Genomic DNA, 20,810 nt, shown 5'->3' on the forward strand with positions numbered 1-20,810 from the left:
ACGGGCCAGGGCCTGTCCGGCGAGATTGCCGCTGGATCGGCGGCGGCGAAGGCAGAAGGGCGCGCCGCGGCGTCTGCGGGCGATGATCTCGCCGATGCGGAGGCCTCGGCCACACGCAATGCCGAACAGCCCGGAGTTCAAAGAGCGAGCGAGGACGGCAGCGCAGGCGCAAGGAGTACACGCAAGCTATCATTGCGAGAGCGCTATCTTGGAAAGACACCGGGGAAAAAATCAAAAACCGGCAAGGCCGTCATTGCGCGGATGAAAAAGGATGGCCTGCTGCCGGTTTCGTGGACACCGAGATAAGGTGTTTAGAGCATGGTGCCGAAAAGTTGCATGACTTTTCGGGTCACATCATGCGGCAAAACAATGGCTTAGAGCGGAATGGCGATTCCAGTTTATCGCATTCCGCTCTAACGGAACTGGAGAGTTGGAATGCAGAGAAGGAAGTTCAGCCGCGAGTTGGAGTTGTCCCAAAAAACCTGACAACGGACAGTCCGGCACGGCGGCACAGGGCCGCAAGTGTGTGACCATATCCTATTGCGTCTCGCCGGTCGCGTTGGCTTTCCCGTTCGATCCTGCCTCTCGCCGTCGAGAGCGGCTCGCTGTTGTCGATGATCGCACAGGGATATGGGGTGACGATCGCGGGCGACGCGCACACGCTGATGCGGCCTCCGGGTGTGGTGTTCCTGCCGCTTCTGGATGAACCTGAGCCGGTGCCGTTCTCGGCCGTCTGGTCGGCGCACAATCGCAGCGCCGTCCTACGAAACCTGCCCCAACTCGCCAACCGGATTGGCCGGGCGACTCGTGCCGCTCGAGGTGTCCGCGGCGAACGAAGGATTACGCAAGGAAGGTAGCTATCCTATGATTGCCAATGTGCTCAGCATCGCTGGCACCGATCCCACAGGCGGTGCTGGTATTCATGCCGATATTAAGACGTTCTCCGCCCTGGGAACCTATGCGATGGCCGCGATTACGGCCGTAGTTGCGCAAAACACGCAAGGCGTGCGCGCTTTCACCGCGCTCGATCCCGGTTTCGTTGCAGATCAAATCGACGCTGTTTTCGACGACGTTCGGGTCGATGCGGTTAAGATCGGCATGGTGGCGAACGCTAGCATAGCCGAGGTAGTCGCGGAGCGGCTTCGCCGTCATGGGGCAAGGAACATAGTGCTCGATCCAGTGATGGTCGCAAAAAGCGGCGATCACCTTCTGGAGCCCGACGCGGTGTCCGCCATACGCACCCTTCTGGTGCCTCTGGCGACGGTCATGACGCCGAACTTGCCCGAAGCCGGCGTTCTGCTTGACGCTGCGCCGACATGGACATTGGAAGAGATGCGGGTGCGGGTTGAAGAACTCTACAAGCTCGGTCCGGAATGGGTTCTGCTCAAGGGCGGGCATCTGAATGGGTCGGCTGAAAGCGTCGATCTCCTACATGGCGCTTCACGAACCATCGAGCTGTCGGCTCCACGCATTGACACGCGCAACGATCACGGCACCGGCTGCACACTCTCCGCCGCGATAGCTGCGCTCCTGTCCTATCTTTCGGTCGAGGACGGCGTGCGCGCGGCCAAGACCTACATGCACGGAGCGCTTGCCACGGGCGGCGTGCTTGACGTCGGGCACGGGCATGGGCCGCTGCACCATTTCCATCGGCTCTGGACAGACGCGGGTCACTTCGCGAACTAGAGCGTCGGGCGATTAATCGGCAACATATCCTGCGGTCTTGAAATAATTCCAGCATTCGTCGGGCTCGAAGAGGTCGCAGATATCGCCGAGGGCTCGCCAGAGGTCGTCGGTGGTCCGGGCTTTGGCTTTGCGCAGAAGGGCCTTGAGCTTGGCGAAAGCCATTTCGATGGGATTGAGGTCGGGCGAGTATTTCGGCAAGAGCAGGCGCCAGGCGCCCCGTTCGGCGAGCGCCTTGTGGTGCACATCGCAGAGCAGCATCAGGTTTTCGATGGCGACTTCGAGCTTCGGCGAGAGGACCGCATCGCCACGCGGACCATGGACCGAGTCGGCGACGATGTGGGCGATCGCCGCGAGGTTGGCGTTGGGTGAACCGGAAAGGAGATCGCCGATCAACGACCTGTTGCATCCGGCATACTGGCAACGGCCAGCAGCGCGGGCCCAAAGGAGCGCGCGCGTGTTGTAGGGGATCGCCTTGCGGCTAGTCTTCCGCTCGGAAACCGAGAGGCTCGCTCCAGACTTTTTCGGTCTGGTCGCCATCGGCGCTCCTGTCGCTATGCGGCTTGGTGGTCTGTGTGATCATCGGGAGTTTTCGAATGAGCTTCGATCGCGGCGTTCACCTTCATTCGGTTCCTTCGCCAAAAGGCCCGCAGCTCGCTGAAGGTCTCGTCCGAAGTGACGGCTCCCCTGATCTGCTCCCTCGTGGTCTCGTCGGAGAGCAGCATCCCGAGATCGGTGATCAAGCGGTCGGTTGCGATACAGAGCGTGCTCTTCCCGAAAAGCTTGTGGTTCACTGCGGCTGCGAACGTCTCGAGCAGGTTGAGGTAGTTGTTCAGCTCCGCCTTGAATGCGATCGGCTCGACAACCGACGCGGTCAGTCGAGTCTCTGCTTCGCGGATGTTCGCCACGACGGCGAAGAGGGTTGTGGCGTCGTTCGACTTCTGTTGAAGCGCCAGCATCCTCGCGTTGAAACCTAGGGCGACCGCCGCCGCGAGGCCGGAGACGATGCTCCCCCACACCCCGGCCTCGGTCAGCGTCGGCAACTCCATCACTTCCCTTTATCTCTAAACCTTGGACTCTGGGTTTTCGCCTCGGCGCCCCCGGAGGCAGGCTTCGGTCGCGCCTGTTGAAGCGCCTGCTGAAGGTTCTGAGAGGTAGTTCCCCGGCTCTGGTCATTTGTTGCTCCGGGCTTCGGCTGCGAGGGCCTGAGGGCTCCTGGACGGGATGGACGCTGCTCAGTCATCGGATTCACCTTTCGTTTCTCGGTTCATTCCTGCGCGCCGATCGGCGCGCAGGAGCTTTCCTTTCCAAGCGCAAACCCGACTGTCGACCGGGTGAGCGAACTTCATGCGATCACGAGCGAACCTTTGCGACGCAGAGCGAGATCCGGTGACGCATCAGGGCAGGTGATTAAGCGCATCGAGGCATTTTCAACGTGATTCACGCCATCCTTTGCGAACCCGACACAGACTTGCAGAAGAGGCCTCAGCTGCAGCCGCTCGTCGAGCCGCAGGTGTCGCATTTGAGGCACGTGCCGTTGCGCACCATGGTGAAATTGCCGCATTCAGAGCAGCTTTCGCCGGTGTAGCCCTTCATCATCGCCACCTGGCGGCGCTCGGCGCTGGAGGCCTTCGGCGCTTCAAAGACGTTGGCGGCGTCCTTGTCGTTCGCGGCATAGGCGAGCGGCTGGTCGAACAGGCCCTGGGCCGGCGAGGTGTCGGCGACCGGGGCCAGAGCGTTCAGCGGTTCGACGTCGAGGGGGGCGGGCGCCGCCTCATAGTCGCGCTTGAAGGCCGTCGCCTGATTGCCGCCAAGCGCCGTCAGCGGCGTGCCGGTCCGGGCAGCGCTGGCCGGCGTCGCCGTAATTGCGGGGGCCGCCTTGGTTGAGGTGTTGGCCGGGCTCGCGGCACGGGCGAGCGTCGTCACCGGTGCGGCCTTGGCCGGTGCCTCGGCCGATCCGACCGGCTCAGCCGAGGAGACCAGACGGAACTTCGCGGTCTGGCCGCGCACCATGCCGGACGAGATCGGCAGCGGTGCTGGCTTGTCGCCGGCCACCCCGCGGCCGACCGTCGAGGTGCCGAAATCCTCCGGCTGGACATGGGCGAGATCGTGCCGGCCGAGATAGGAGACGGCCAGCTCGCGGAAGACATAGTCGAGGATCGAGGTGGCGTTCTTGATCGCCTCGTTGCCCTGGACCATGCCTGCCGGCTCGAAACGGGTGAAGGTGAAGGCGTCGACATATTCCTCGAGCGGCACGCCAAACTGCAGGCCGAGCGAGATGGCGATGGCGAAGTTGTTCATCATCGCCCGGAAGGCCGCACCCTCCTTGTGCATGTCGATGAAGATCTCGCCGAGCCGCCCGTCGTCGAACTCACCGGTGCGCAGATAGACCTTATGGCCGCCGACAATGGCCTTCTGGGTGTAGCCCTTGCGCCGGTTCGGCAGCTTCTCGCGGTCGCGTATCACCTTCTCGACGATCTTTTCGACGATCCGCTCGGCGACCTGCACCGCCTGGGCCGGCGCCGGGGCGCTGGCGAGGGCGGCGGCGATCTCCTCGAGGGTCTCGTCCTCATCGTCGTCGTCGGCGATCAGCGAGGCGTTCAGCGGCTGCGACAGTTTTGAGCCGTCGCGGTAGAGCGCGTTGGCTTTCAGTGCCAGCTTCCACGACAACATGTAGGCTGCCGTGCAGTCCTCGACCGTCGCCTCGTTCGGCATATTGATGGTCTTGGAAATCGCGCCGGAGATGAAGGGCTGCGCCGCCGCCATCATCCGGATGTGGCTTTCGACCGAGAGATAACGCTTGCCGATCCGCCCGCAGGGATTGGCGCAGTCGAAGACCGGCAGATGCTCGTCCTTCAGATGCGGCGCGCCCTCCAGCGTCATCGCACCGCAGACATGGATGTTGGCGGCCTCGACGTCCTTCTTCGAAAAGCCCAGCGCCGGCAGCATCTCGAAGGAGAAGTCGTTGAGCTGCGCATCGCTGAAGCCGAGGACATCCTTGCAGAAGGCTTCGCCGAGGGTGAACTTGTTGAACACGAACTTGATGTCGAAGGCCGAACCGAGCGCCGCGTTCAAGGTGGCGATGTGCTCGTCGGTGAAGCCCTTGGCCTTCAGCGTCCCCGGGTTGACCGACGGCGCTTGGTTCAGATTGCCGTGACCCACCGCATAGGCCTCGATCTCGGCGATCTGGCTCTCCGGATAACCAAGGGTGCGAAGGGCGTCCGGCACCGCGCGGTTGATGATCTTGAAGTAGCCGCCGCCGGCGAGCTTCTTGAACTTCACCAGCGCGAAGTCCGGCTCGATGCCGGTGGTGTCGCAGTCCATGACGAGACCGATCGTGCCGGTCGGAGCGATCACCGAAACCTGGGCGTTGCGGTAGCCGTTCTTGGAGCCGAGTTCGACGGCTTCCGTCCAGGCGACCTTGGCGCGGCCGGACAGGCGCTTGTCGGTCAACGAAGCGTGGTCGAGCGGCACCGGATCGACGGCGAGCGCCTCGTAGCCATTGGCGATGCCATGGGCGGCGCGGGCATGATTGCGCATGACGCGCAGCATCGCCTCGGCGTTGCGCTCATAGTCCGGGAATGGCGACAGGATCGCCGCCATCTCGGCCGAGGTCTTGTAGGCGATGCCGGTCATCAGCGCTGAAATGGCGCCGCAGATCGCCCGCCCTTCGTTTGAGTCATAGGGGATACCGGAGGTCATCAGCAGGCCGCCGATATTGGCGAAGCCGAGGCCGAGGGTGCGGTAGTCGTAGGAGCGCTGGGCGATTTCCTTCGATGGGAACTGCGCCATCAGGACGGAGATTTCGAGAACGACGGTCCAGATCCGGACGGCGTGCTCGAAGGCGGCCGTGTCGAAGCGCTTGGTCTCCTTGCCGCCTTCGCCCTTCACGCTCTCCTGGAACTGGATAAGGTTCAGCGAAGCGAGATTGCAGGCCGTGTCGTCGAGGAACATGTATTCCGAGCACGGATTGGAAGCCCGGATCGCACCGGCCTCGGGGCAGGTGTGCCAGTCATTCATGGTGGTGTTGAAGTGCAGGCCCGGATCGGCCGAAGCCCAGGCCGCATAGCCAATCTGCTCCCACAGCTCGCGGGCCTTGACGGTTTTGTGGACCTTGCCGTCGGTGCGGCGCACCAGATTCCACTCTTCGTCGTTTTCGACGGCACGCAGGAAGTCATCGGTGAGCGAGACCGAATTGTTGGAATTCTGGCCCGATACGGTAAGGTATGCCTCGGAGTCCCAGTCGGTGTTGTAAACCGGGAATTCGATGTCGGTGTAGCCCTGGCGCGCGAACTGGATGACGCGCTTGACGTAGTTCTCCGGAACCTGGGCCTTCTTGGCATCCCTGACGGCGCGCTTCAGCGCCGGGTTCTTCATCGGCTCGAAGCAGTCGCCGTCCGGGCCCTCGCAATTGATGCAGGCCGACAGGATGATTTTCAGGTGCTTGGCGACAGTTTTGGAACCGGTGACGAGAGCGGCGACCTTCTCCTCCTCCCGGACCTTCCAGTTGATGTAGGATTCGATGTCCGGATGATCGATATCGACCACCACCATCTTGGCCGCCCGGCGGGTGGTGCCGCCGGACTTGATCGCGCCGGCCGCCCGGTCGCCGATCTTCAAAAAGCTCATCAGGCCGGATGACTTGCCGCCGCCGGCCAGCTTTTCGCCTTCGCCGCGCAGATGCGAGAAATTCGAGCCGGTTCCCGAGCCGTATTTGAACAGGCGCGCCTCGCGCACCCACAGATCCATGATGCCGCCGTCATTGACGAGATCGTCGGCGACGGACTGGATGAAGCAGGCATGCGGCTGCGGATGCTCGTAGGACGAGGCCGAGCGTGTCAACTGGCCGGTGCGGTAGTCGACATAATGATGGCCCTGGCTCGGGCCGTCGATGCCATAGGCCCAGAATAGGCCGGTGTTGAACCACTGCGGCGAATTCGGCGCGACCTTCTGGGTGGCGAGCATATAGACGAGTTCGTCGCGGAAGGCGCGGGCATCGTTCTCGGTCTGGAAATAGCCGCCCTTCCAGCCCCAATAGGTCCAGGTACCGGCCAGCCGGTCGAAGACCTGACGCGCATCCATTTCCGAGCCGGTCCGCTCGTCTTCCGGCAGCTTGGCGAGCGCCTTGTCGTCGGCGACCGAGCGCCACAGGAAAGACGGAACGTCATGTTCCTCGACTTTCTTCAGACGCGTCGGCACACCCGCCTTGCGGAAATATTTCTGGGCGAGAATGTCGCTCGCCACTTGGCTGAATTGTTCGGGGACGTCGATCCCCTCCAGCCGGAACACGATCGAACCGTCGGGATTCTTGATCTCGCTCGTCGCCTTACGGAAGGCGATCGATTTGTAAGGGCTTTCGCCGGACGTGGTGTAACGGCGTTCGAATGTCATGCCCATAAAACCTATCCCCGATTGGTCGTGTTCAATTCGCGCTAAAGTGATCGAATCGTCCCCCGACGATATCGCACCCGCAACCCCCTGAAGTCGTGAACCAAACCCGCATTTGGTGGCGCGGCCGTCTGGTGACCCTACATATAGTGGTTCGTGAAGGTTAAGCGAAGCTTGATAAGACGAATTTTATGCGCTCGGCCAAGTTATCAACGGAATTTGCCGAGCCTGTTGGGGACCGCCATCGCAGCCCTCGTCGAGAGCGACGCACACGGCCTTCCCGAGCTTCCTTTAACGGTAAGGCGAGTCTGGGGGGGGGAGCAATGGCAGCCGGGTCACACCCGACCCGCAAGGGATGGACAAACTGTGTACAAGCTCATCTTCAGGCGGGCCAATGCCTTGAAATGCAGCGGTTTGCATACCTAGTTTCGACTTGATGAAAATTGCCGTCGAAAACAACGGAATCGGTTAACGGTAAGGCCCGTTTTCGATTAGAATCACCCCGTCGTTTCCGGTCAGTGTGGAAGGACCGTGATTGTCCGGCTCTGAAAAATCGACGTGGAGACTCTCTGTCGCCGATCTTGTGGCGACCGGACAAGACGAAGCCTTCGATCGCATTACCCGCCTGGCCACGCGAATGCTCGGCGTTTCGGCGAGCTACATCTCGTTGTTCGACGGCGAAAGACAGGTTTTCAAGAGCGAAATTGGCCTGCCCAAGGGGGAGGCGCGAGACGCTAATGGTTTGCGCGTGACCGGGCGGTCGGAGTCGCTCTGTCGGTTCGTGGTCGATTCGGGCGAGGCGGTGATCAGCAATGACGTCGCCCACGACCCGAGATTTGCCGCGAGCCCGTCCGCGCCTGCACTCAAAATCGGTGCCTATATGGGAATGCCAGTCAGTCTGCCGGACGGCTCGGTCGTCGGCTCGTTTTGTGCGGTCGATTCCGCACCGCGGCAATGGTCGCAGTCCGAACGCGAGGGGCTCGAGGAGCTGCTGGCGATGCTTGCCGCCGAGCTTGTCCTTCGCCAGGAGGTCAAGCAGCGCAAGCGGCTCGAACAACACGCCTTCCTGATGTCGCGGGAGATGGAGCACCGGATCAAGAATTCGCTGTCGACGGTGCAGGCGATCATTCTGTTGTCGGTGCGCGAAGGGCAAACCCCGTCCGAGATCCGGGTCGATCTTCTGGAACGGGTGGCATCGCTCGCCAAGACCCAGTCGCTTTTGGCCGATCGCGACGGCAAGGGGGCGCTGTTCGCCGATATCGTGACCGCCGAGCTGCAGCATTTCGGTATCGGCACCAATGTCTGGATCGACGGGCCGGAGGTCGTCGTCGGCAAGGACGATGCGGTGTCGGTGTCGATGATCATTCACGAACTCGCCACCAATGCGACGAAGCATGGGGCCTTGTCGCCGAAGGTGAAGGGCGGCGTGGCGATGCGCTGGGAAAATTCCGAGCGCGAGGCCCATGCCGCGCTGACCTTCCATTGGCAGGAGTGGTTCGGCGCCGAGCCGCCGCCGGTGGCGGCGAACACGGCCAATGGCCTGGGGTTCGGTACCGAGCTGCTCGAAACCCTCGTTCTGCGGCAGATGCGCGGTGAGATGTCCCGCGAGATGATTCCCGGCGGATTCCTTTTTACCGCAACGGTGCGGCTGAACGAAAAAGCTGCCTGAAGGCCCGTTCGATCAGCCAGGCGTGCCCTTGCCGATCGGCGCCTGGAAGGACAGGCCGAGATCCCAGGGGAAGAAGATCCACGTGTCCTGGCTGACCTCGGTGATGAAGGTGTCGACCAGCGGCCGGCCCTTCGGTTTGGCGTAGACTGTGGCGAAATGCGCCTTCGGCAGCATCTGACGCACGACGCCGGCGGTTTTGCCGGTGTCGGTCAGGTCGTCGACGATCAGGATGCCGCGGCCTTCGTCCGTCAACAACTTTTCATCGATCGTTTTGAGAATCTGCAGTTCACCTTGCTCGCTATAGTCATGATAGGAGGCGACGCAGACCGTCTCGATCAGACGGATGCCGAGTTCGCGCGAGATGATCGCGGCCGGCACGAGGCCGCCCCTTGTAATGCAGACGATCGCCCGCCATCCCTCCGGCTGCACGCTGGCGAGCCGCCATGCAAGGGCCCGGGCATCACGGTGGAATTGATCCCAGGACACGGGAAACGACTTTTCGACCATCGACATCGCGCAGGTTCCTGATCGGCAAAAATGAAGCGCTCCGATAGATCCATCGTCGCAAGAGCGCAACCGGCGCTCGCGTCATTCTTGGGGCGATTATGACAGTTCAGCGCAGGATTGGGCGGCGTTTCGAGACGGTTTGTCAACTGACCAAATCTGGTCAGCGGCTGGACGGCCGGATATTGATCATCGTCCTCCCTGACAGTGAAAGAGATCACGGAACCATGGAACTCAACCGCTACCAACCCTATGCACTTGCGCTGTTGCGTATCGTTTCAGGCCTTTTGTTTATGGAGCACGGCACGCAGAAGCTCCTGAGCTTCCCCGGAGGGGCGCATGCCGGGGTTCCGCTGATGTCGATCTACGGTGCCGCCGGCATCATCGAGTTGGTTGGGGGACTTTTGATCGCCGCCGGTCTGCTCACCCGGGTCGTCGCCTTCATCTGCTCGGGCGAGATGGCCTTCGCTTACTGGATGGCGCATGCGCCGCAGAGCTTCTTCCCGGTGAACAACGAGGGCGATGCGGCGATTATGTTTTGTTTTATCTTCCTGTTCCTGGTCTTCGCCGGCGCCGGTGCCATCAGCTTCGACGCAGCACGCAAGGGTTCAGCCTAGAGCGCCCTGCGTCCGATCGGACGCAGAAAGGTCGCTCTCACCCTTGGAATCGACGCATCGTGCTTTGCCGAAAATCGATTCCGATGTTCGGGCCGATGCTGGAGCGCGAAATCCTCGGCTCTTCTACGGGAGATCCGAGACATCGATATTTCTGGATCATGCCATCGGACCCAAAGCCGCCGTGGTTTTCGGGCTGATGGCATGACCGGGATCGCGTTGAACGCAATGTCAGCGGGACGCCTGCGCGGCAAGCATCGCGTCGACCGCTGATGCCGCGTCGTCCAGGGCCGCCTCATCGCGAGAGCGCACGACGATCTCGTTAAAATAGCCTGTGCCGTCGAACTTCGGATAGGAGCCGATCACTACGTCGGGGTGGGCCCTGGCGATCGCACTCAAGGGATCGCCGATGTCCCCCTCGCCAAACAGGCAGGGGATCGTTCGGCTCTTCAGCGGCGTGCCGACGGGCAGTGTGTCCGCGAGACTGGCGAGCATCGCCTGAAAGACGCTCGGCACGCCGGCCATGACAAAGACATTGTCGATGCGAAAGCCGGGTGCGACCGAAACCGGATTGTCGATCAGGCTGGCGCCTTCTGGGGTTCTCGTCATGCGTCGGCGGGCCGGGGTGAACTCCATCTCCCGCGCCGCGTAGTGACTGCCGAGCCGCGCGATCGCCTCGGGATGCTCGATCACCGGCAGGCCGAAGGCCGCAGCAATCGCGTCGGCGGTGATGTCGTCATGGGTCGGGCCGATGCCGCCGGAGGTGAAGACGAGATCGTAGCTGCGGCGCAGTGTATTCACTGTATCGGCGATCATGTGCGGCTCGTCACCGATGATGCGCACTTCCTTCAAATCGATGCCCGCCACCGTCATCACTTCGGCGAGATGGCCGATGTTCTTGTCCTTGGTCCGGCCGGAGAGGAGCTCGTCGCCGATCGCGAGCATGGCGGCGGTTGCTGTTTGAGGTGACATAGAAGGCTCCGACGATGATACGCCACGCTGATCAAGGCGTCGCGGCGATTTGCGAGTAAGCGGGGCGGTGTCGGAAAAAAGCAAGAGCCTGGCCGGCGGACCGCCTCCGCACGCCGATTGTCGCGCCGAGCGTGACGGTGCGTTGCTGCAAAATAAGAAGCCAGCGGCGGCTTGCTCGCCTATGTCGTGGTCGACGTTCCCGACAACCGGAAGCGAAGAAATTTAAAGGAGCGAGACGGATGGCAAAGGTCCTGGTACTCTATTACTCGAGCTACGGTCATATTGAGACGATGGCGAAGGCCGTTGCAGAAGGCGCCGAAAGTGCGGGGGCGAGCGTCGACATCAAGCGCGTTCCCGAGACTGCGCCGGCCGAGATCGTCGAGGCGGCGCATTTCAAGACCGACCACCCATATCCGATCTGCGAGGTTGAAGAACTCGCCGATTACGACGCGATCATCGTCGGCGTTCCGACCCGCTACGGCAACATGTCGTCGCAGATGCAGGCGTTCTGGGACCGCACCGGTCCGCTTTGGGCCAAGGGCGCGCTGATCGGCAAGGTCGGCGGAGCCTTCACCTCGACCGCCTCTCAGCATGGCGGCAACGAAACGACGCTTCTCTCGGCCCACAAGCTGCTCCTGCACCATGGCCTGATCCTCGTCGGTCTGCCCTATGCCTATGGCGGCCTCGTTGCCCTGGACGAGATCGCCGGCGGCACCCCTTACGGCGCCTCGACCATCGCTGGAGGCGACGGCTCGCGGCAGCCGAGCCAGAACGAACTCGACGGTGCCCGCTTCCAGGGCAAGCATACCGCCGAGATCACCGCGAAGATCGCCGGCTGAGATCGCTGTCGTCCTCGGCGCTGCCGGCCGTGAGTGCGCCATGCGTCCGACAGGATGCACAAGGGACGCGCACTCTGATTGTGTCGACGCATCGGCCCGAAAATCGATTCCGATTTTCGGGCCGATGCTGTAGAGCACTGCGCAGAGCACGAAAGGAACGGCAGAGACATCATGGCGAGTGCGGAGGAACTGAAGCGGGCGGCAGGCGAGGCAGCGCTCGATCACGTTACGGACGGTATGTGCCTCGGCATCGGCACGGGCTCGACGGCGGAGGCCTTTATCCGCGTGCTCGCCGATAAAGTGCAGGCAGGCCTCAACGTCATCGGCGTTGCGACGTCGGAGCGTACCGAGAAACTTTGCCGTGAACTATCGATCCCGATGGCGACGCTGGAGACCTTGCCGCAGCTCGACCTGACCATTGACGGCGCCGACGAACTCGATGGCGCGCTGCGTCTGATCAAGGGCGGCGGCGGTGCTTTACTTCGCGAAAAGATCGTCGCCGCGGCATCGAAACGCATGCTGGTGATCGCCGACGAGAGCAAAACAGTTGAGACGCTCGGCGCGTTTCCGCTGCCGATCGAGATCAACGGCTTCGGCATGGTCGCGACCTATCTCGCCATCCAAGAGGCAGCCGACGGCCTTGGCCTGTCCGGTGAACTGACCCTGCGCCGGACCGGCGAGGATCCGTTCATTACCGACAGCGGGCACCTCATTCTCGATGCATCCTTTGGCCGCATTCCGGATCCAGAAGCGCTGTCGAGAGCCCTTCACGATGTGCCGGGGGTGGTCGAGCACGGGCTGTTTCTGGGGCTTGCGAAGGAGGCGTTGGTGGCTGGCGCCGACACCGTGCGCCACCTGACAGTCTGAGCGATGAACCTTGCACCATTCGGTCCGAGCCGGTAGGTCGCCGATGAGGCGCTAGTCGGCAGATGCACGAGCCACCAAGGACGAGGCTCTTGCCAAGCCGGATTGGGCGGCGGACCTGCTCCGGCGGGTATAGTAACAACGGAGACGAGCAACAGATGATCTTCAGTCAGTCGATGCGCCGCGGCGTTTTCGCGGCCGCAACCGCGCTGCTGCTTCTGCCGGCGGTCGCGAACGCCCAGCAGTCCGGCGGCCAGGCCGGCAAAACCTCGCAGCCCGCGGCCGATGAGGTCAGCCCCAGCCATCTGCAGGCCGCCCGTGCGGCGATCAGAGCGATTCACGCCACCGATCAGTTCGACGAGATCCTGCCCAACGCTGCCACCCAGATCAAATCCGAGCTGATCGCCAATCGCCCCGACATGGAGGCGAAGATCTCCGACATGGTCGACGCGGAGGCGCTGAAGCTCGCGCCGCGCCGGGCCGCGCTCGAGACCGAGATCGCCCGGGCCTATGCCAAGCTGTTCACCGAGGACGAGCTGAAGGCGATCGCCCAGTTCTACAATTCCGAGGCCGGCAAGAAGCTTCTGGAGCAGGGCCCGCAGGCGACCCGCGAGATGATCGGCGCGGCGCAGGTCTGGAGCAACGGCATCGCGCGCGATCTGCGTCAGGCCGCCTTCGACGACTTCAGCCAGATGACGGGCGAGGCACCGAAGGCCGGTCAGCCGAAGTAGCGAGCAGGGCGAGCACGGCGGCTGCGGTGTAGCAGCCGTGCTGCCCGATGTCGGATGGCCTGTGATCGGGCAGGCCGATCGATGTGCGGCGGTCAGCGCCGTGCGTCCGATGGGGCGCACAAAAACCTGCTATCTTCTTGAGTCGACGCATCGGGCTTTGCCGAAAATCGATTCCGATGTTCGGGCCGATGCTGGAGCCAGTCCCACGAACCGAGGCCCGCTATGAGCGCATATGATTACGATCTCTTCGTCATCGGAGGCGGCTCGGGCGGCGTCCGCGCGGCGCGGCGGGCGGCGCAACTCGGAAAGACGGTGGCGATCGCCGAGGAATACCGCTTCGGCGGCACCTGCGTGATTCGCGGCTGCGTACCGAAGAAGCTGTTCGTCTACGCCTCGCAATTTTCCGAAGCCTTCGAAGACGCAAAGAGCTACGGCTGGACCATCGGCGGGCCGACGCGGTTTGACTGGCCGACGCTGATGGCGGCCAAGGACAAGGAAATTGAGCGCCTCGAGGGCCTCTATCAGAGCAATGCCGGCAAGGCCGGCGCCGAGGTGATCACCGATCGCGCGGTGTTCGAGGGGCCGCATGAGATCCGGTTGCTCAAGTCCGGCCGCACCGTCACCGCCGAGACGATCCTGATCGCCACCGGCGGGCGGCCGAACCACTTTCCCGCGCTGCCCGGCGCCGAGCATTGCATCACCTCAGAAGAGGCGTTTCATCTGAAAGAGCTGCCGAAGCGGATCGTGATCCTCGGCGGTGGCTATATCGCGGTGGAATTTGCCAATATCTTCCACGGCCTCGGCGTCGACACCGCGATGGTCTATCGCGGCCAGGAAATCCTTCAGGGCTTCGACGACGATCTGCGCCACGAACTGCACCAGACGATGGATCGCAAGGGCCTGCGGATCCATTGCTGCGACACTTTCGAAAAGGTCGAGATGCGCGACGACGGCACGCTCGCGGCAACGTTGAAAGGTGGCGATGTGATGATTGCCGATCAGGTGATGCTGGCGATCGGCCGTTCGCCCAACACCGAAAATCTCGGCTGCGAGGCGGCCGGCGTCGAACTCGACAAGCGCGGTGCGGTTAAGGTCGACGACTACTCGCGGACGAATGTCGACAACATCTATGCCATCGGCGACGTCACCAACCGGGTGCAATTGACGCCGGTCGCGATCCACGAGGCGATGTGCCTGATCGACACGCTCTATCGCGACAGACCGACCAAGCCGGATTACGACAGCATCGCAACTGCGGTGTTCTCGCAGCCGGAGATCGGCACCGTCGGCCTCACCGAGGCCGAGGCGGTCAAGCGCCACGAGACGATCGAGGTCTATCGCGCCTCCTTCCGGCCGATGAAGAACACCGTGTCCGGCCGCGACGAGAAAATGCTGATGAAGCTGATCGTCGACGCCGAGAGCCGCGTCGTCCTCGGCGCCCATATCCTTGGCCCGGATGCCGGCGAACTGGCACAGGTCCTCGGCATCGCGGTGAAGGCGCGGCTGACCAAGGACCAGTTCGACGCCACCATGGCGGTGCATCCGACCGCCGCGGAAGAACTCGTCACCATGTACGAGCCGAGCTACCGGGTGACGGGCGGCGAGCGCGTCTGAGCCACGGCAGCGGCGCGAGCGACCCTGTTCTTCGAAGGCTTGACGGCGCCGCTGGCAATGCGCGACATCGTTTTATAACGCAACGCTGCGATTGCCATGTCCCTCGAACTTCCCGTGTCTCCGTCATCCTTGGGCCGCGCGCTGCGGCGCTGGCGGCGGCTGAACGATATCAAGCAGACCGCCATCGCTGAGACGCTGCGCGTTTCGCAGACGACTGTGTCACGATGGGAGTCGGGCCAGGGCAAGATGTCCGACCGTGAAATGGCGACGCTGGTGCGGATGGTGGGCGCGCAGCCGGATTCGGACTCGGACAGAGCGCTGCTCGACCTTGTCGCCGGCGCGGCCGAGCCGATGCATCTCGTTTGCGACCTCTCGCACCGCCTGCTGGCGGCCTCGCCGGCGCGCATGGCGGCCTGGCGCGTCGGGCTGGAGACATTGCGCGGCCGCTCGCTCTGGCGATTTGCTTCGGCGGATATCATGAGGGCTGAGGCGGCGCTTGCCGGGAGCGGCTGGCATGAGGCGGGATCGGGCGAATTTGCGTTTCAAACCCGGTTTCACGACTGTGAAACGCTGTGGATCGGCGCCGGCACGATCATCTGGACCCGCATTCCGCTGTCGAACGGCACGATGGCGCGGCTCGTCAGGGATGGGGCACGGGCGGCAGAATAAAATATTTCGTCCGTTGTCGCATGGGGTGATCTCGATACGATCGCCGGCATGTCGACGTCGTTAAAGTCATTGTCTTGCTGCCCAATCCTGCGGCTCACCCTATCCGCTGCACGGGAATGGTGCCGTGCCGTGCTGCCGCGTCATCGCGCTGTCACGCCGGCTGAGCCAAAAGCGGATGCGAGCGTTGAAGAACTCTGGCGGCGAAATCCTCTGAGTCATCCGAATCTGCTACAGATGGGTGAGCGCGAACTGGCCGATCTGCCGTTTTCGCCGCACCGGGTGAAGCCGGAGTGAGCGTCTGAGCCGATCGGGGCTACAGCATCGGTTCGAAAATCGGAATCGATTTTCGGCAAAGCACGTTGCGTCAATTCAAAGACTTAGAGCGCCGCCATATAAGTCGGCAGATCGGTGAGGCTTTTGACCACGATCAGGCGATTGATCTGGCCGCGTTTGAAGGCTTCGAGGAAGCGATCATAGTGTTTGAACACCACGCAGCCATTCGACTGCGAGCGGCCGCCGCCGCCAATATACATATAGGGGTGAGCGAGCAGGCCGTCGCGATTGAACTTCTTACGCCCGTTGGCCGGCAGCAAGCGGATCGCCTCGGCGCCGTGGAAGCGGGCTTCGCGCATCCTTAGATTGTAGATGTTGGGCGGCGTGGGTCCGCGCATCTTTTGATCGACGTAGCGCGGATTGTCCTGCATTTGGCCGAGGCCGGAATGAGCTTCGAGGCGACGATCGCCGGGTAGATAGACGGTTTGCGCCGAGATGTCGTAGACCGCGATGCCGCTGCCGGCAGCTGGAAGACGAGTGCTGCCGCCTTGGAACAGCTTGTGGAAGAAGCCGCCGAAACCGCTGTCGCTCGGGCTTTCCGGAGTGGGAACGGTGGGGCGCGGCGCATAGGCAACCCGCGGCGCGGGCTGCTCAGGCTTTTCGGGCTGACGCCGGGCCTCGGGGCGGGCTTTCGGCTCGGGCGTTGCGGTCACTTCCGGTTGATAATCCGGCCGGTCCTCCGGCAGCGGTACGACGAGTGTGGCCGCTGCGTCGGTGTCTGTGTCGGCCGGAGCCGGCATGTCCTGCGGCTCGAGGCTTGCGACCTCAACACCCTTGTCGACGTTGTGCTCCGGCCGCTCGGCCGGGATCGCAATGAGGGTCGGCACGCCGTCGTCTTCCGGCGTCGAACGTTGGTTGTCGACGGCGTTGGAGGCTTCGACCGCCTCGCGGAAGGATGGCACAGGGACATTGGCCGGCGTCTCGACGGCGGCGTATGCGGCAACGGTCGGCGCGGCATTGCCGGTCGGCTGCTGCGGCTCGTAAGAGGCAAGCTGGGTCAATGCTGCGGTCGAGTTTTGCGGCGGCGCGACCGGACGCTCCTGGCTCGCGGCTGTGGCGACCTTGGCGGCGAGCTCCGGCGAAATCTGATGGAAGCCGAACCGATCGGTGCCGGCATCGGCGGTCTGGGTCAGCCAAGTGATGGGGCGCTTCGCCCGCCGCTCAGATGTTTCCGCCGATGCGACGCGGACGAACACGCGCGCGCCGCGCTCGGCGCGGTCGGCGTTTTGATCGCTGTGGAACACTCGCCCGACGCGATCATCCTCGGCCAAGCGGCTGAACATCGTCGGCCCATCGCTTGCCAGCCGCCTTTCCGCGGCGACCAGAGCGCTGCGTCGGCTGAGGCCGTCCTGCGTGGCGGCCGGATGATGTGACAATGACACCGTGGCGAACACTGTCGATGCCGACAAGGCGACAGTTCCGATCCACGCGCTTCGGCGTAGAACGGATTTGGTCCCCCGCAAAGGCTTATGCCTCGCGGGGACAACCCCCTCAAAGCTGATCGCGGTCAACCGCATCCCCCATCACGTCCATGAATCACTGATTGCGTGGCAAGTCCCCTTGGCGCGCGCCCCGGCTTGGAAGCCGGTTGCAAAGCCAGTCGCCACTCCCCTTAAGTATCAGCGATTCTTGGTAACCAAATCCTTTCACCTCGCAGATTGTCGGAACAATCTTTTTCGTCGGCCGCGATCTTTGTTTCTTTCCCGAGAAACGACAATCCGCCGATCGAAAGACGATTACAGCGTGTTTAGACGGCGCAATTGCGGCAGATCCTCTGATTTTTGGCCAGCCAAAGGTTTTTTCGCCGATTCCGCGTTGCCTCAGGCAAAAAGCAAAGCGCTTTCGCCGATGGTTGGCGCTTGTCGGCGAACATCCGCCTCGTGCGTATCCGGGGCGGATCTTACACTGCCAGCCGTCGCGCGGCGGCGAAAAATGCGGGATTTGCCGCAATTTCAGGGCCGTTCGACGGGCCGGGTCCGGAGCAGGAACCGGGTGGCGGCCGGCCACAATGTCTGGCGCATGTCTCGGCGGAAAAAGCCCATATGGCCGATTTTGCTGCCGGCCTGTTGCGGCGACAGCCAGACCTCCTCGATCGGCGCCTGGGTGAAATGGCGAAGCAGTGCCGCGATCGCTGGCTTTGTGCCCCAGGGGTCGTCGCTGAGGCCGATCGACAGCAGCGGGGTGGCGACATCGGCGAAACGGCCGGCTTCCGCAACGTCCGGATCGTCGAAGAAAAACGCCGGCTTGCGGCACCAGCGCGCCCAGTCGCGAAAAATTGGGCCGGCGAGCGCCGTACCGAGACCGATTGATGCGGGAATGTGACCGAAGAGCCGGGTGGCGGGGACGCCGACGAAATTCATCCGGGCATAGACGGCGAGCGGCTCGGCCGTGCGGCCGTAATAGCCGTTGAGCGCGGCGACGAGGGCGTAGCGCTCGAACCGATCGGCGACGCCGCAAAGGCCAAGGGCGACACCGCCGAAGGAGTGGCCGATGCCGACGATCGGGCCAGGACCGGCGGCGGTTTCGAGCGTGGCGAGTGCGGCCGGCAGGTCGCGAACGCCCCAGTCTTTCATTCGGAAGGTCTTGGCCTGCGGCTCTTTGGCGGCGGCGGCAACGCCGCGATAGTCATAGGTCAGCGCGGCCCGCGCGCCGATCGCGACAAGATGGGCGGCAAAGGCTCGATAGAAGCGCCGCTCCACCGCCGCCGCACAGGAGACGAGCACCGCCGGACCCCGCCCTTCGCCCTCAAACAGCGTCGCGGGCAGTTGAATACCGTCCTCGGTCTCGACGCCAAGCTCACGGCTGGTCACCGGGAAGACGGTGTCATCGGCGGCTTCGCCGGGGCGGCGGATCAAGTCAGGCATGGTGGTATCGTACTGCCATTTACGTTCACGTCAATCTGGATCGGGCCTGCGACGAAACCGCCGAGTCGGGATTGCCGCTCCGGGATGCTCGATCGCCGGAGGCTGCACGGATCACCAGCCACGGCCCCATGGCGCGACAGGCTCGTCTCGAGGCGGGGCTTTTGCTAAGGACGATCGACCTTTCCCTTTCGGAATCGGTGAGTCTTCGTCGCAATGTCCCTCCGCCTGCTTTTCGTTTTTGCCATCCTGTCCCTGATCACGTCCGCGGCCTTGGCCGACGGTCGCAGCTTGCCGGCCCTGATCGATGATCCGGCCGATTGGCCGATCCAGACCGGCGACTACGCCAGCACCCGCTATTCCCAGCTTGACCAGATCAATGCCGATACCGTGTCCAAGCTGCGCCCGGTCTGGAGCTTTTCGACGGGCGTCCTGCGGGGCCACGAGGGCGGACCACTGGTCGTTGGCAACATGATGTATGTCCACACGCCGTTTCCGAACGTCGTCTATGCTCTCGATCTTTCGAAGGATGGCGAGATCGTCTGGAAATACGAGCCGCACCAGGATCCGCAGGTGATCCAGGTGATGTGCTGCGACACGGTCTATCGCGGGCTCGCCTATGACGAAGGGACGATTTTTCTGCATCAGGCCGACACCACGGTGGTGGCGCTTGATGCCGCGACCGGCGCGGTCAAATGGCATGTCAAGAACGGTGATCCGTCGACGGGCGAGGTGAACACGGCGACGGTGCTGCCGGCGAAGGGCCGGCTGATTGTCGGCACCGCCGGCGGCGAGTTCGGCGTGCGCTGTGATCTGACGGCCTATGACGAGAAGACCGGCAAGAAGTTGTGGCGCGCCTATGCCACCGGTCCCGACGCCGACATGCTGATCGACCCGAAGACGACCACCGTGCTCGGCAAGCCGGTCGGCCCGGACACCGGCCTGACGAGTTGGGAGGGCGATGAGTGGAAGATCGGCGGGGCCTGTCCCTGGAGCTGGTTCTCCTACGATCCCGACCTCGACCTGATCTATTACGGCACCGGCAATCCGGCGAGCTGGAACCCGGTGCAGCGACCCGGCGACAACAAATGGTCGAACAGCATTTTCGCCCGCGATCTTGCGACCGGAAAAGCCCGGTGGATCTATCAGATGACGCCCCATGACGAGTGGGACTATGACGGCGTCAACGAGATGATCCTCACCGATCAGACGATCGACGGCCGGCCGCGAAAACTATTGACCCATTTCGATCGCAACGGCTTCGGCTACACCCTCGATCGGGTCACCGGTCAGTTGCTTGTCGCGCAGAAATTTGATCCCTCGGTCAACTGGGCGAGGCGGGTCGATACCGATCCTCAAAGCCCGACCTACGGACAGCCGATTCGCGATCCGGTCTTTTCCACCGACCAGGACGGCGACGGCGAGGATACGACCACCAGCGGCATCTGCCCTGGCGCCCCGGGGGCGAAGAACGAGCAGCCGGCGGCCTATTCGCCGAAGACCAAGCTGTTCTACGTTCCGACCAACCATGTCTGCATGGATTACGAGCCGTTCCGCGTCGCCTACACCGCCGGCCAGCCTTATGTCGGCGCGACGCTGCGGCTTTATCCGGCGCCGAAGGGCAAAGGTTTCGATCGGGATGGCGTGATGGGCTCGCTGACGGCCTGGGACAATGTCGAGGGCAAGATCGTCTGGGCGCTGCCGGAGCGCTTCTCGGTCTGGTCAGGGGTGCTGGCGACGGCCGGCGACGTGGTCTTTTACGGCACGCTCGAAGGCTATCTGAAGGCGGTGGACGCCAAGACCGGCACGATGCTCTATCGTTACAAGACACCTTCGGGCATCGTCGGCAACGTCACCACCTATCGCCATGACGGCCGGCAATATGTCGCCGTCCTCTCCGGTGTCGGTGGCTGGGCCGGGATCGGCCTCGCCGCCGGTCTGACCAATCCGGAAGACGGATCGGGCGCGGTTGGCGCCTATGAGAGCCTCTCCCATTACACCGCGACGGGCGGGGTCCTGACGGTCTTCGCCCTGCCGCATTGAGCGCGCACCCCCTGCCATGGCTGAGC

General features: G+C 63.1%; 16 protein-coding genes and 1 pseudogene. 10 read left to right on the forward strand and 7 right to left on the reverse strand.

Annotation, left to right across the window (positions count from 1 at the left end; all coding sequences use genetic code 11):
• Together J1C48_RS02690 and thiD are read left to right on the forward strand one after the other, a co-directional pair.
• Positions 1-306 (forward strand): hypothetical protein (locus J1C48_RS02690; RefSeq protein ID WP_207256137.1); only part of this gene is annotated, 306 nt, incomplete at its 5' end.
• Positions 307-864: 558 nt separating this feature from the next.
• Positions 865-1,686 (forward strand): bifunctional hydroxymethylpyrimidine kinase/phosphomethylpyrimidine kinase, encoded by an 822-nt coding sequence (thiD, locus tag J1C48_RS02695; RefSeq protein ID WP_207256138.1) that lies wholly within the window; start codon positions 865-867, stop codon positions 1,684-1,686.
• A gap of 12 nt (positions 1,687-1,698) precedes the next feature.
• Here the strand turns inward: thiD and J1C48_RS02700 are convergent.
• The 3 genes and pseudogenes from J1C48_RS02700 to J1C48_RS02710 all read right to left on the reverse strand — a co-directional run.
• A pseudogene (locus tag J1C48_RS02700) lies at positions 1,699-1,917 on the reverse strand (transposase); the annotation flags it as partial.
• Between the two features lie 320 nt (positions 1,918-2,237).
• Positions 2,238-2,732: a hypothetical protein gene (locus J1C48_RS02705; RefSeq protein ID WP_207256139.1), complete on the reverse strand. Its 495-nt coding sequence runs from the start codon at positions 2,730-2,732 to the stop codon at positions 2,238-2,240.
• Positions 2,733-3,168: 436 nt separating this feature from the next.
• Entirely contained in the window at positions 3,169-7,074 is a 3,906-nt protein-coding gene (locus tag J1C48_RS02710) for a vitamin B12-dependent ribonucleotide reductase (RefSeq protein WP_207256140.1), read from the reverse strand.
• 580 nt (positions 7,075-7,654) lie between these two features.
• Between J1C48_RS02710 and J1C48_RS02715 the strand changes: the two genes are divergently transcribed.
• Entirely contained in the window at positions 7,655-8,740 is a 1,086-nt protein-coding gene (locus J1C48_RS02715) for a sensor histidine kinase (RefSeq protein WP_343217681.1), read from the forward strand.
• 12 nt (positions 8,741-8,752) lie between these two features.
• Here the strand turns inward: J1C48_RS02715 and gpt are convergent, their stop codons facing one another.
• Positions 8,753-9,253 (reverse strand): xanthine phosphoribosyltransferase, encoded by a 501-nt coding sequence (gpt, locus tag J1C48_RS02720; RefSeq protein WP_207256142.1) that lies wholly within the window; start codon positions 9,251-9,253, stop codon positions 8,753-8,755.
• Positions 9,254-9,471: 218 nt separating this feature from the next.
• Here gpt and J1C48_RS02725 point away from each other — a divergent pair, with 218 nt between their 5' ends.
• The gene (locus tag J1C48_RS02725; protein ID WP_207256143.1) at positions 9,472-9,861 is read left to right on the forward strand and encodes a DoxX family protein; all 390 of its coding nucleotides are present in this window, start codon (positions 9,472-9,474) and stop codon (positions 9,859-9,861) included.
• A gap of 228 nt (positions 9,862-10,089) precedes the next feature.
• On the opposite strand, the gene J1C48_RS02730 is transcribed toward J1C48_RS02725, so the two are convergent.
• On the reverse strand, positions 10,090-10,830 hold the full coding sequence (locus J1C48_RS02730) for a competence/damage-inducible protein A (protein ID WP_231081544.1): 741 nt from the start codon (positions 10,828-10,830) through the stop codon (positions 10,090-10,092).
• Positions 10,831-11,069: 239 nt separating this feature from the next.
• Here J1C48_RS02730 and wrbA point away from each other — a divergent pair, with 239 nt between their 5' ends.
• From wrbA to J1C48_RS02755, 5 genes are all read left to right on the forward strand, one after another.
• Positions 11,070-11,669, forward strand: a complete 600-nt coding sequence (gene wrbA, locus J1C48_RS02735; protein WP_207256144.1) for an NAD(P)H:quinone oxidoreductase — start codon at positions 11,070-11,072, stop codon at positions 11,667-11,669.
• A gap of 171 nt (positions 11,670-11,840) precedes the next feature.
• Complete coding sequence (gene rpiA, locus J1C48_RS02740; RefSeq protein WP_207256145.1) at positions 11,841-12,536, forward strand: ribose-5-phosphate isomerase RpiA; 696 nt, start codon at positions 11,841-11,843, stop codon at positions 12,534-12,536.
• A 155-nt stretch (positions 12,537-12,691) separates the two neighbouring features.
• Entirely contained in the window at positions 12,692-13,264 is a 573-nt protein-coding gene (locus J1C48_RS02745; RefSeq protein ID WP_207256146.1) for a DUF2059 domain-containing protein, read from the forward strand.
• Between the two features lie 222 nt (positions 13,265-13,486).
• Complete coding sequence (gene gor / locus J1C48_RS02750) at positions 13,487-14,878, forward strand: glutathione-disulfide reductase (RefSeq protein WP_207256147.1); 1,392 nt, start codon at positions 13,487-13,489, stop codon at positions 14,876-14,878.
• A 114-nt stretch (positions 14,879-14,992) separates the two neighbouring features.
• Positions 14,993-15,547 (forward strand): helix-turn-helix domain-containing protein, encoded by a 555-nt coding sequence (locus J1C48_RS02755; protein ID WP_207256148.1) that lies wholly within the window; start codon positions 14,993-14,995, stop codon positions 15,545-15,547.
• 377 nt (positions 15,548-15,924) lie between these two features.
• Here J1C48_RS02755 and J1C48_RS02760 read toward each other — a convergent pair whose 3' ends face one another.
• Complete coding sequence (locus tag J1C48_RS02760; protein WP_207256149.1) at positions 15,925-17,163, reverse strand: DUF2778 domain-containing protein; 1,239 nt, start codon at positions 17,161-17,163, stop codon at positions 15,925-15,927.
• Positions 17,164-17,832: 669 nt separating this feature from the next.
• Positions 17,833-18,744 carry an alpha/beta hydrolase family protein gene (locus J1C48_RS02765; protein WP_207256150.1) on the reverse strand — a complete coding sequence of 304 codons (912 nt, stop codon included), beginning with the start codon at positions 18,742-18,744 and terminating at the stop codon, positions 17,833-17,835.
• 213 nt (positions 18,745-18,957) lie between these two features.
• Here J1C48_RS02765 and J1C48_RS02770 point away from each other — a divergent pair, with 213 nt between their 5' ends.
• Positions 18,958-20,784, forward strand: coding sequence for a methanol/ethanol family PQQ-dependent dehydrogenase (locus J1C48_RS02770; protein ID WP_207256151.1), 1,827 nt, complete (start codon positions 18,958-18,960; stop codon positions 20,782-20,784).
• The last annotated feature ends 26 nt before the right edge of the window (positions 20,785-20,810 follow it).

The organism is Jiella flava, assembly GCF_017349315.1.
GTDB classification, from domain to species: domain Bacteria; phylum Pseudomonadota; class Alphaproteobacteria; order Rhizobiales; family Rhizobiaceae; genus Jiella; species Jiella flava.

Excerpts from the sequence above, each read along its gene's own strand:
- J1C48_RS02760 (WP_207256149.1), bottom strand. The coding sequence starts at position 17,163 with ATGTTCAGCCGCTTGGCCGAGGATGATCGCGTCGGGCGAGTGTTCCAC.
- J1C48_RS02710 (WP_207256140.1), bottom strand. The coding sequence starts at position 7,074 with ATGACATTCGAACGCCGTTACACCACGTCCGGCGAAAGCCCTTACAAA.
- gpt (WP_207256142.1), bottom strand. The coding sequence starts at position 9,253 with ATGTCGATGGTCGAAAAGTCGTTTCCCGTGTCCTGGGATCAATTCCAC.
- J1C48_RS02765 (WP_207256150.1), bottom strand. The coding sequence starts at position 18,744 with ATGCCTGACTTGATCCGCCGCCCCGGCGAAGCCGCCGATGACACCGTC.
- J1C48_RS02730 (WP_231081544.1), bottom strand. The coding sequence starts at position 10,830 with ATGTCACCTCAAACAGCAACCGCCGCCATGCTCGCGATCGGCGACGAG.
- J1C48_RS02705 (WP_207256139.1), bottom strand. The coding sequence starts at position 2,732 with ATGGAGTTGCCGACGCTGACCGAGGCCGGGGTGTGGGGGAGCATCGTC.
- gor (WP_207256147.1), top strand. The coding sequence starts at position 13,487 with ATGAGCGCATATGATTACGATCTCTTCGTCATCGGAGGCGGCTCGGGC.
- thiD (WP_207256138.1), top strand. The coding sequence starts at position 865 with ATGATTGCCAATGTGCTCAGCATCGCTGGCACCGATCCCACAGGCGGT.
- J1C48_RS02725 (WP_207256143.1), top strand. The coding sequence starts at position 9,472 with ATGGAACTCAACCGCTACCAACCCTATGCACTTGCGCTGTTGCGTATC.
- J1C48_RS02770 (WP_207256151.1), top strand. The coding sequence starts at position 18,958 with ATGTCCCTCCGCCTGCTTTTCGTTTTTGCCATCCTGTCCCTGATCACG.
- J1C48_RS02745 (WP_207256146.1), top strand. The coding sequence starts at position 12,692 with ATGATCTTCAGTCAGTCGATGCGCCGCGGCGTTTTCGCGGCCGCAACC.
- rpiA (WP_207256145.1), top strand. The coding sequence starts at position 11,841 with ATGGCGAGTGCGGAGGAACTGAAGCGGGCGGCAGGCGAGGCAGCGCTC.
- wrbA (WP_207256144.1), top strand. The coding sequence starts at position 11,070 with ATGGCAAAGGTCCTGGTACTCTATTACTCGAGCTACGGTCATATTGAG.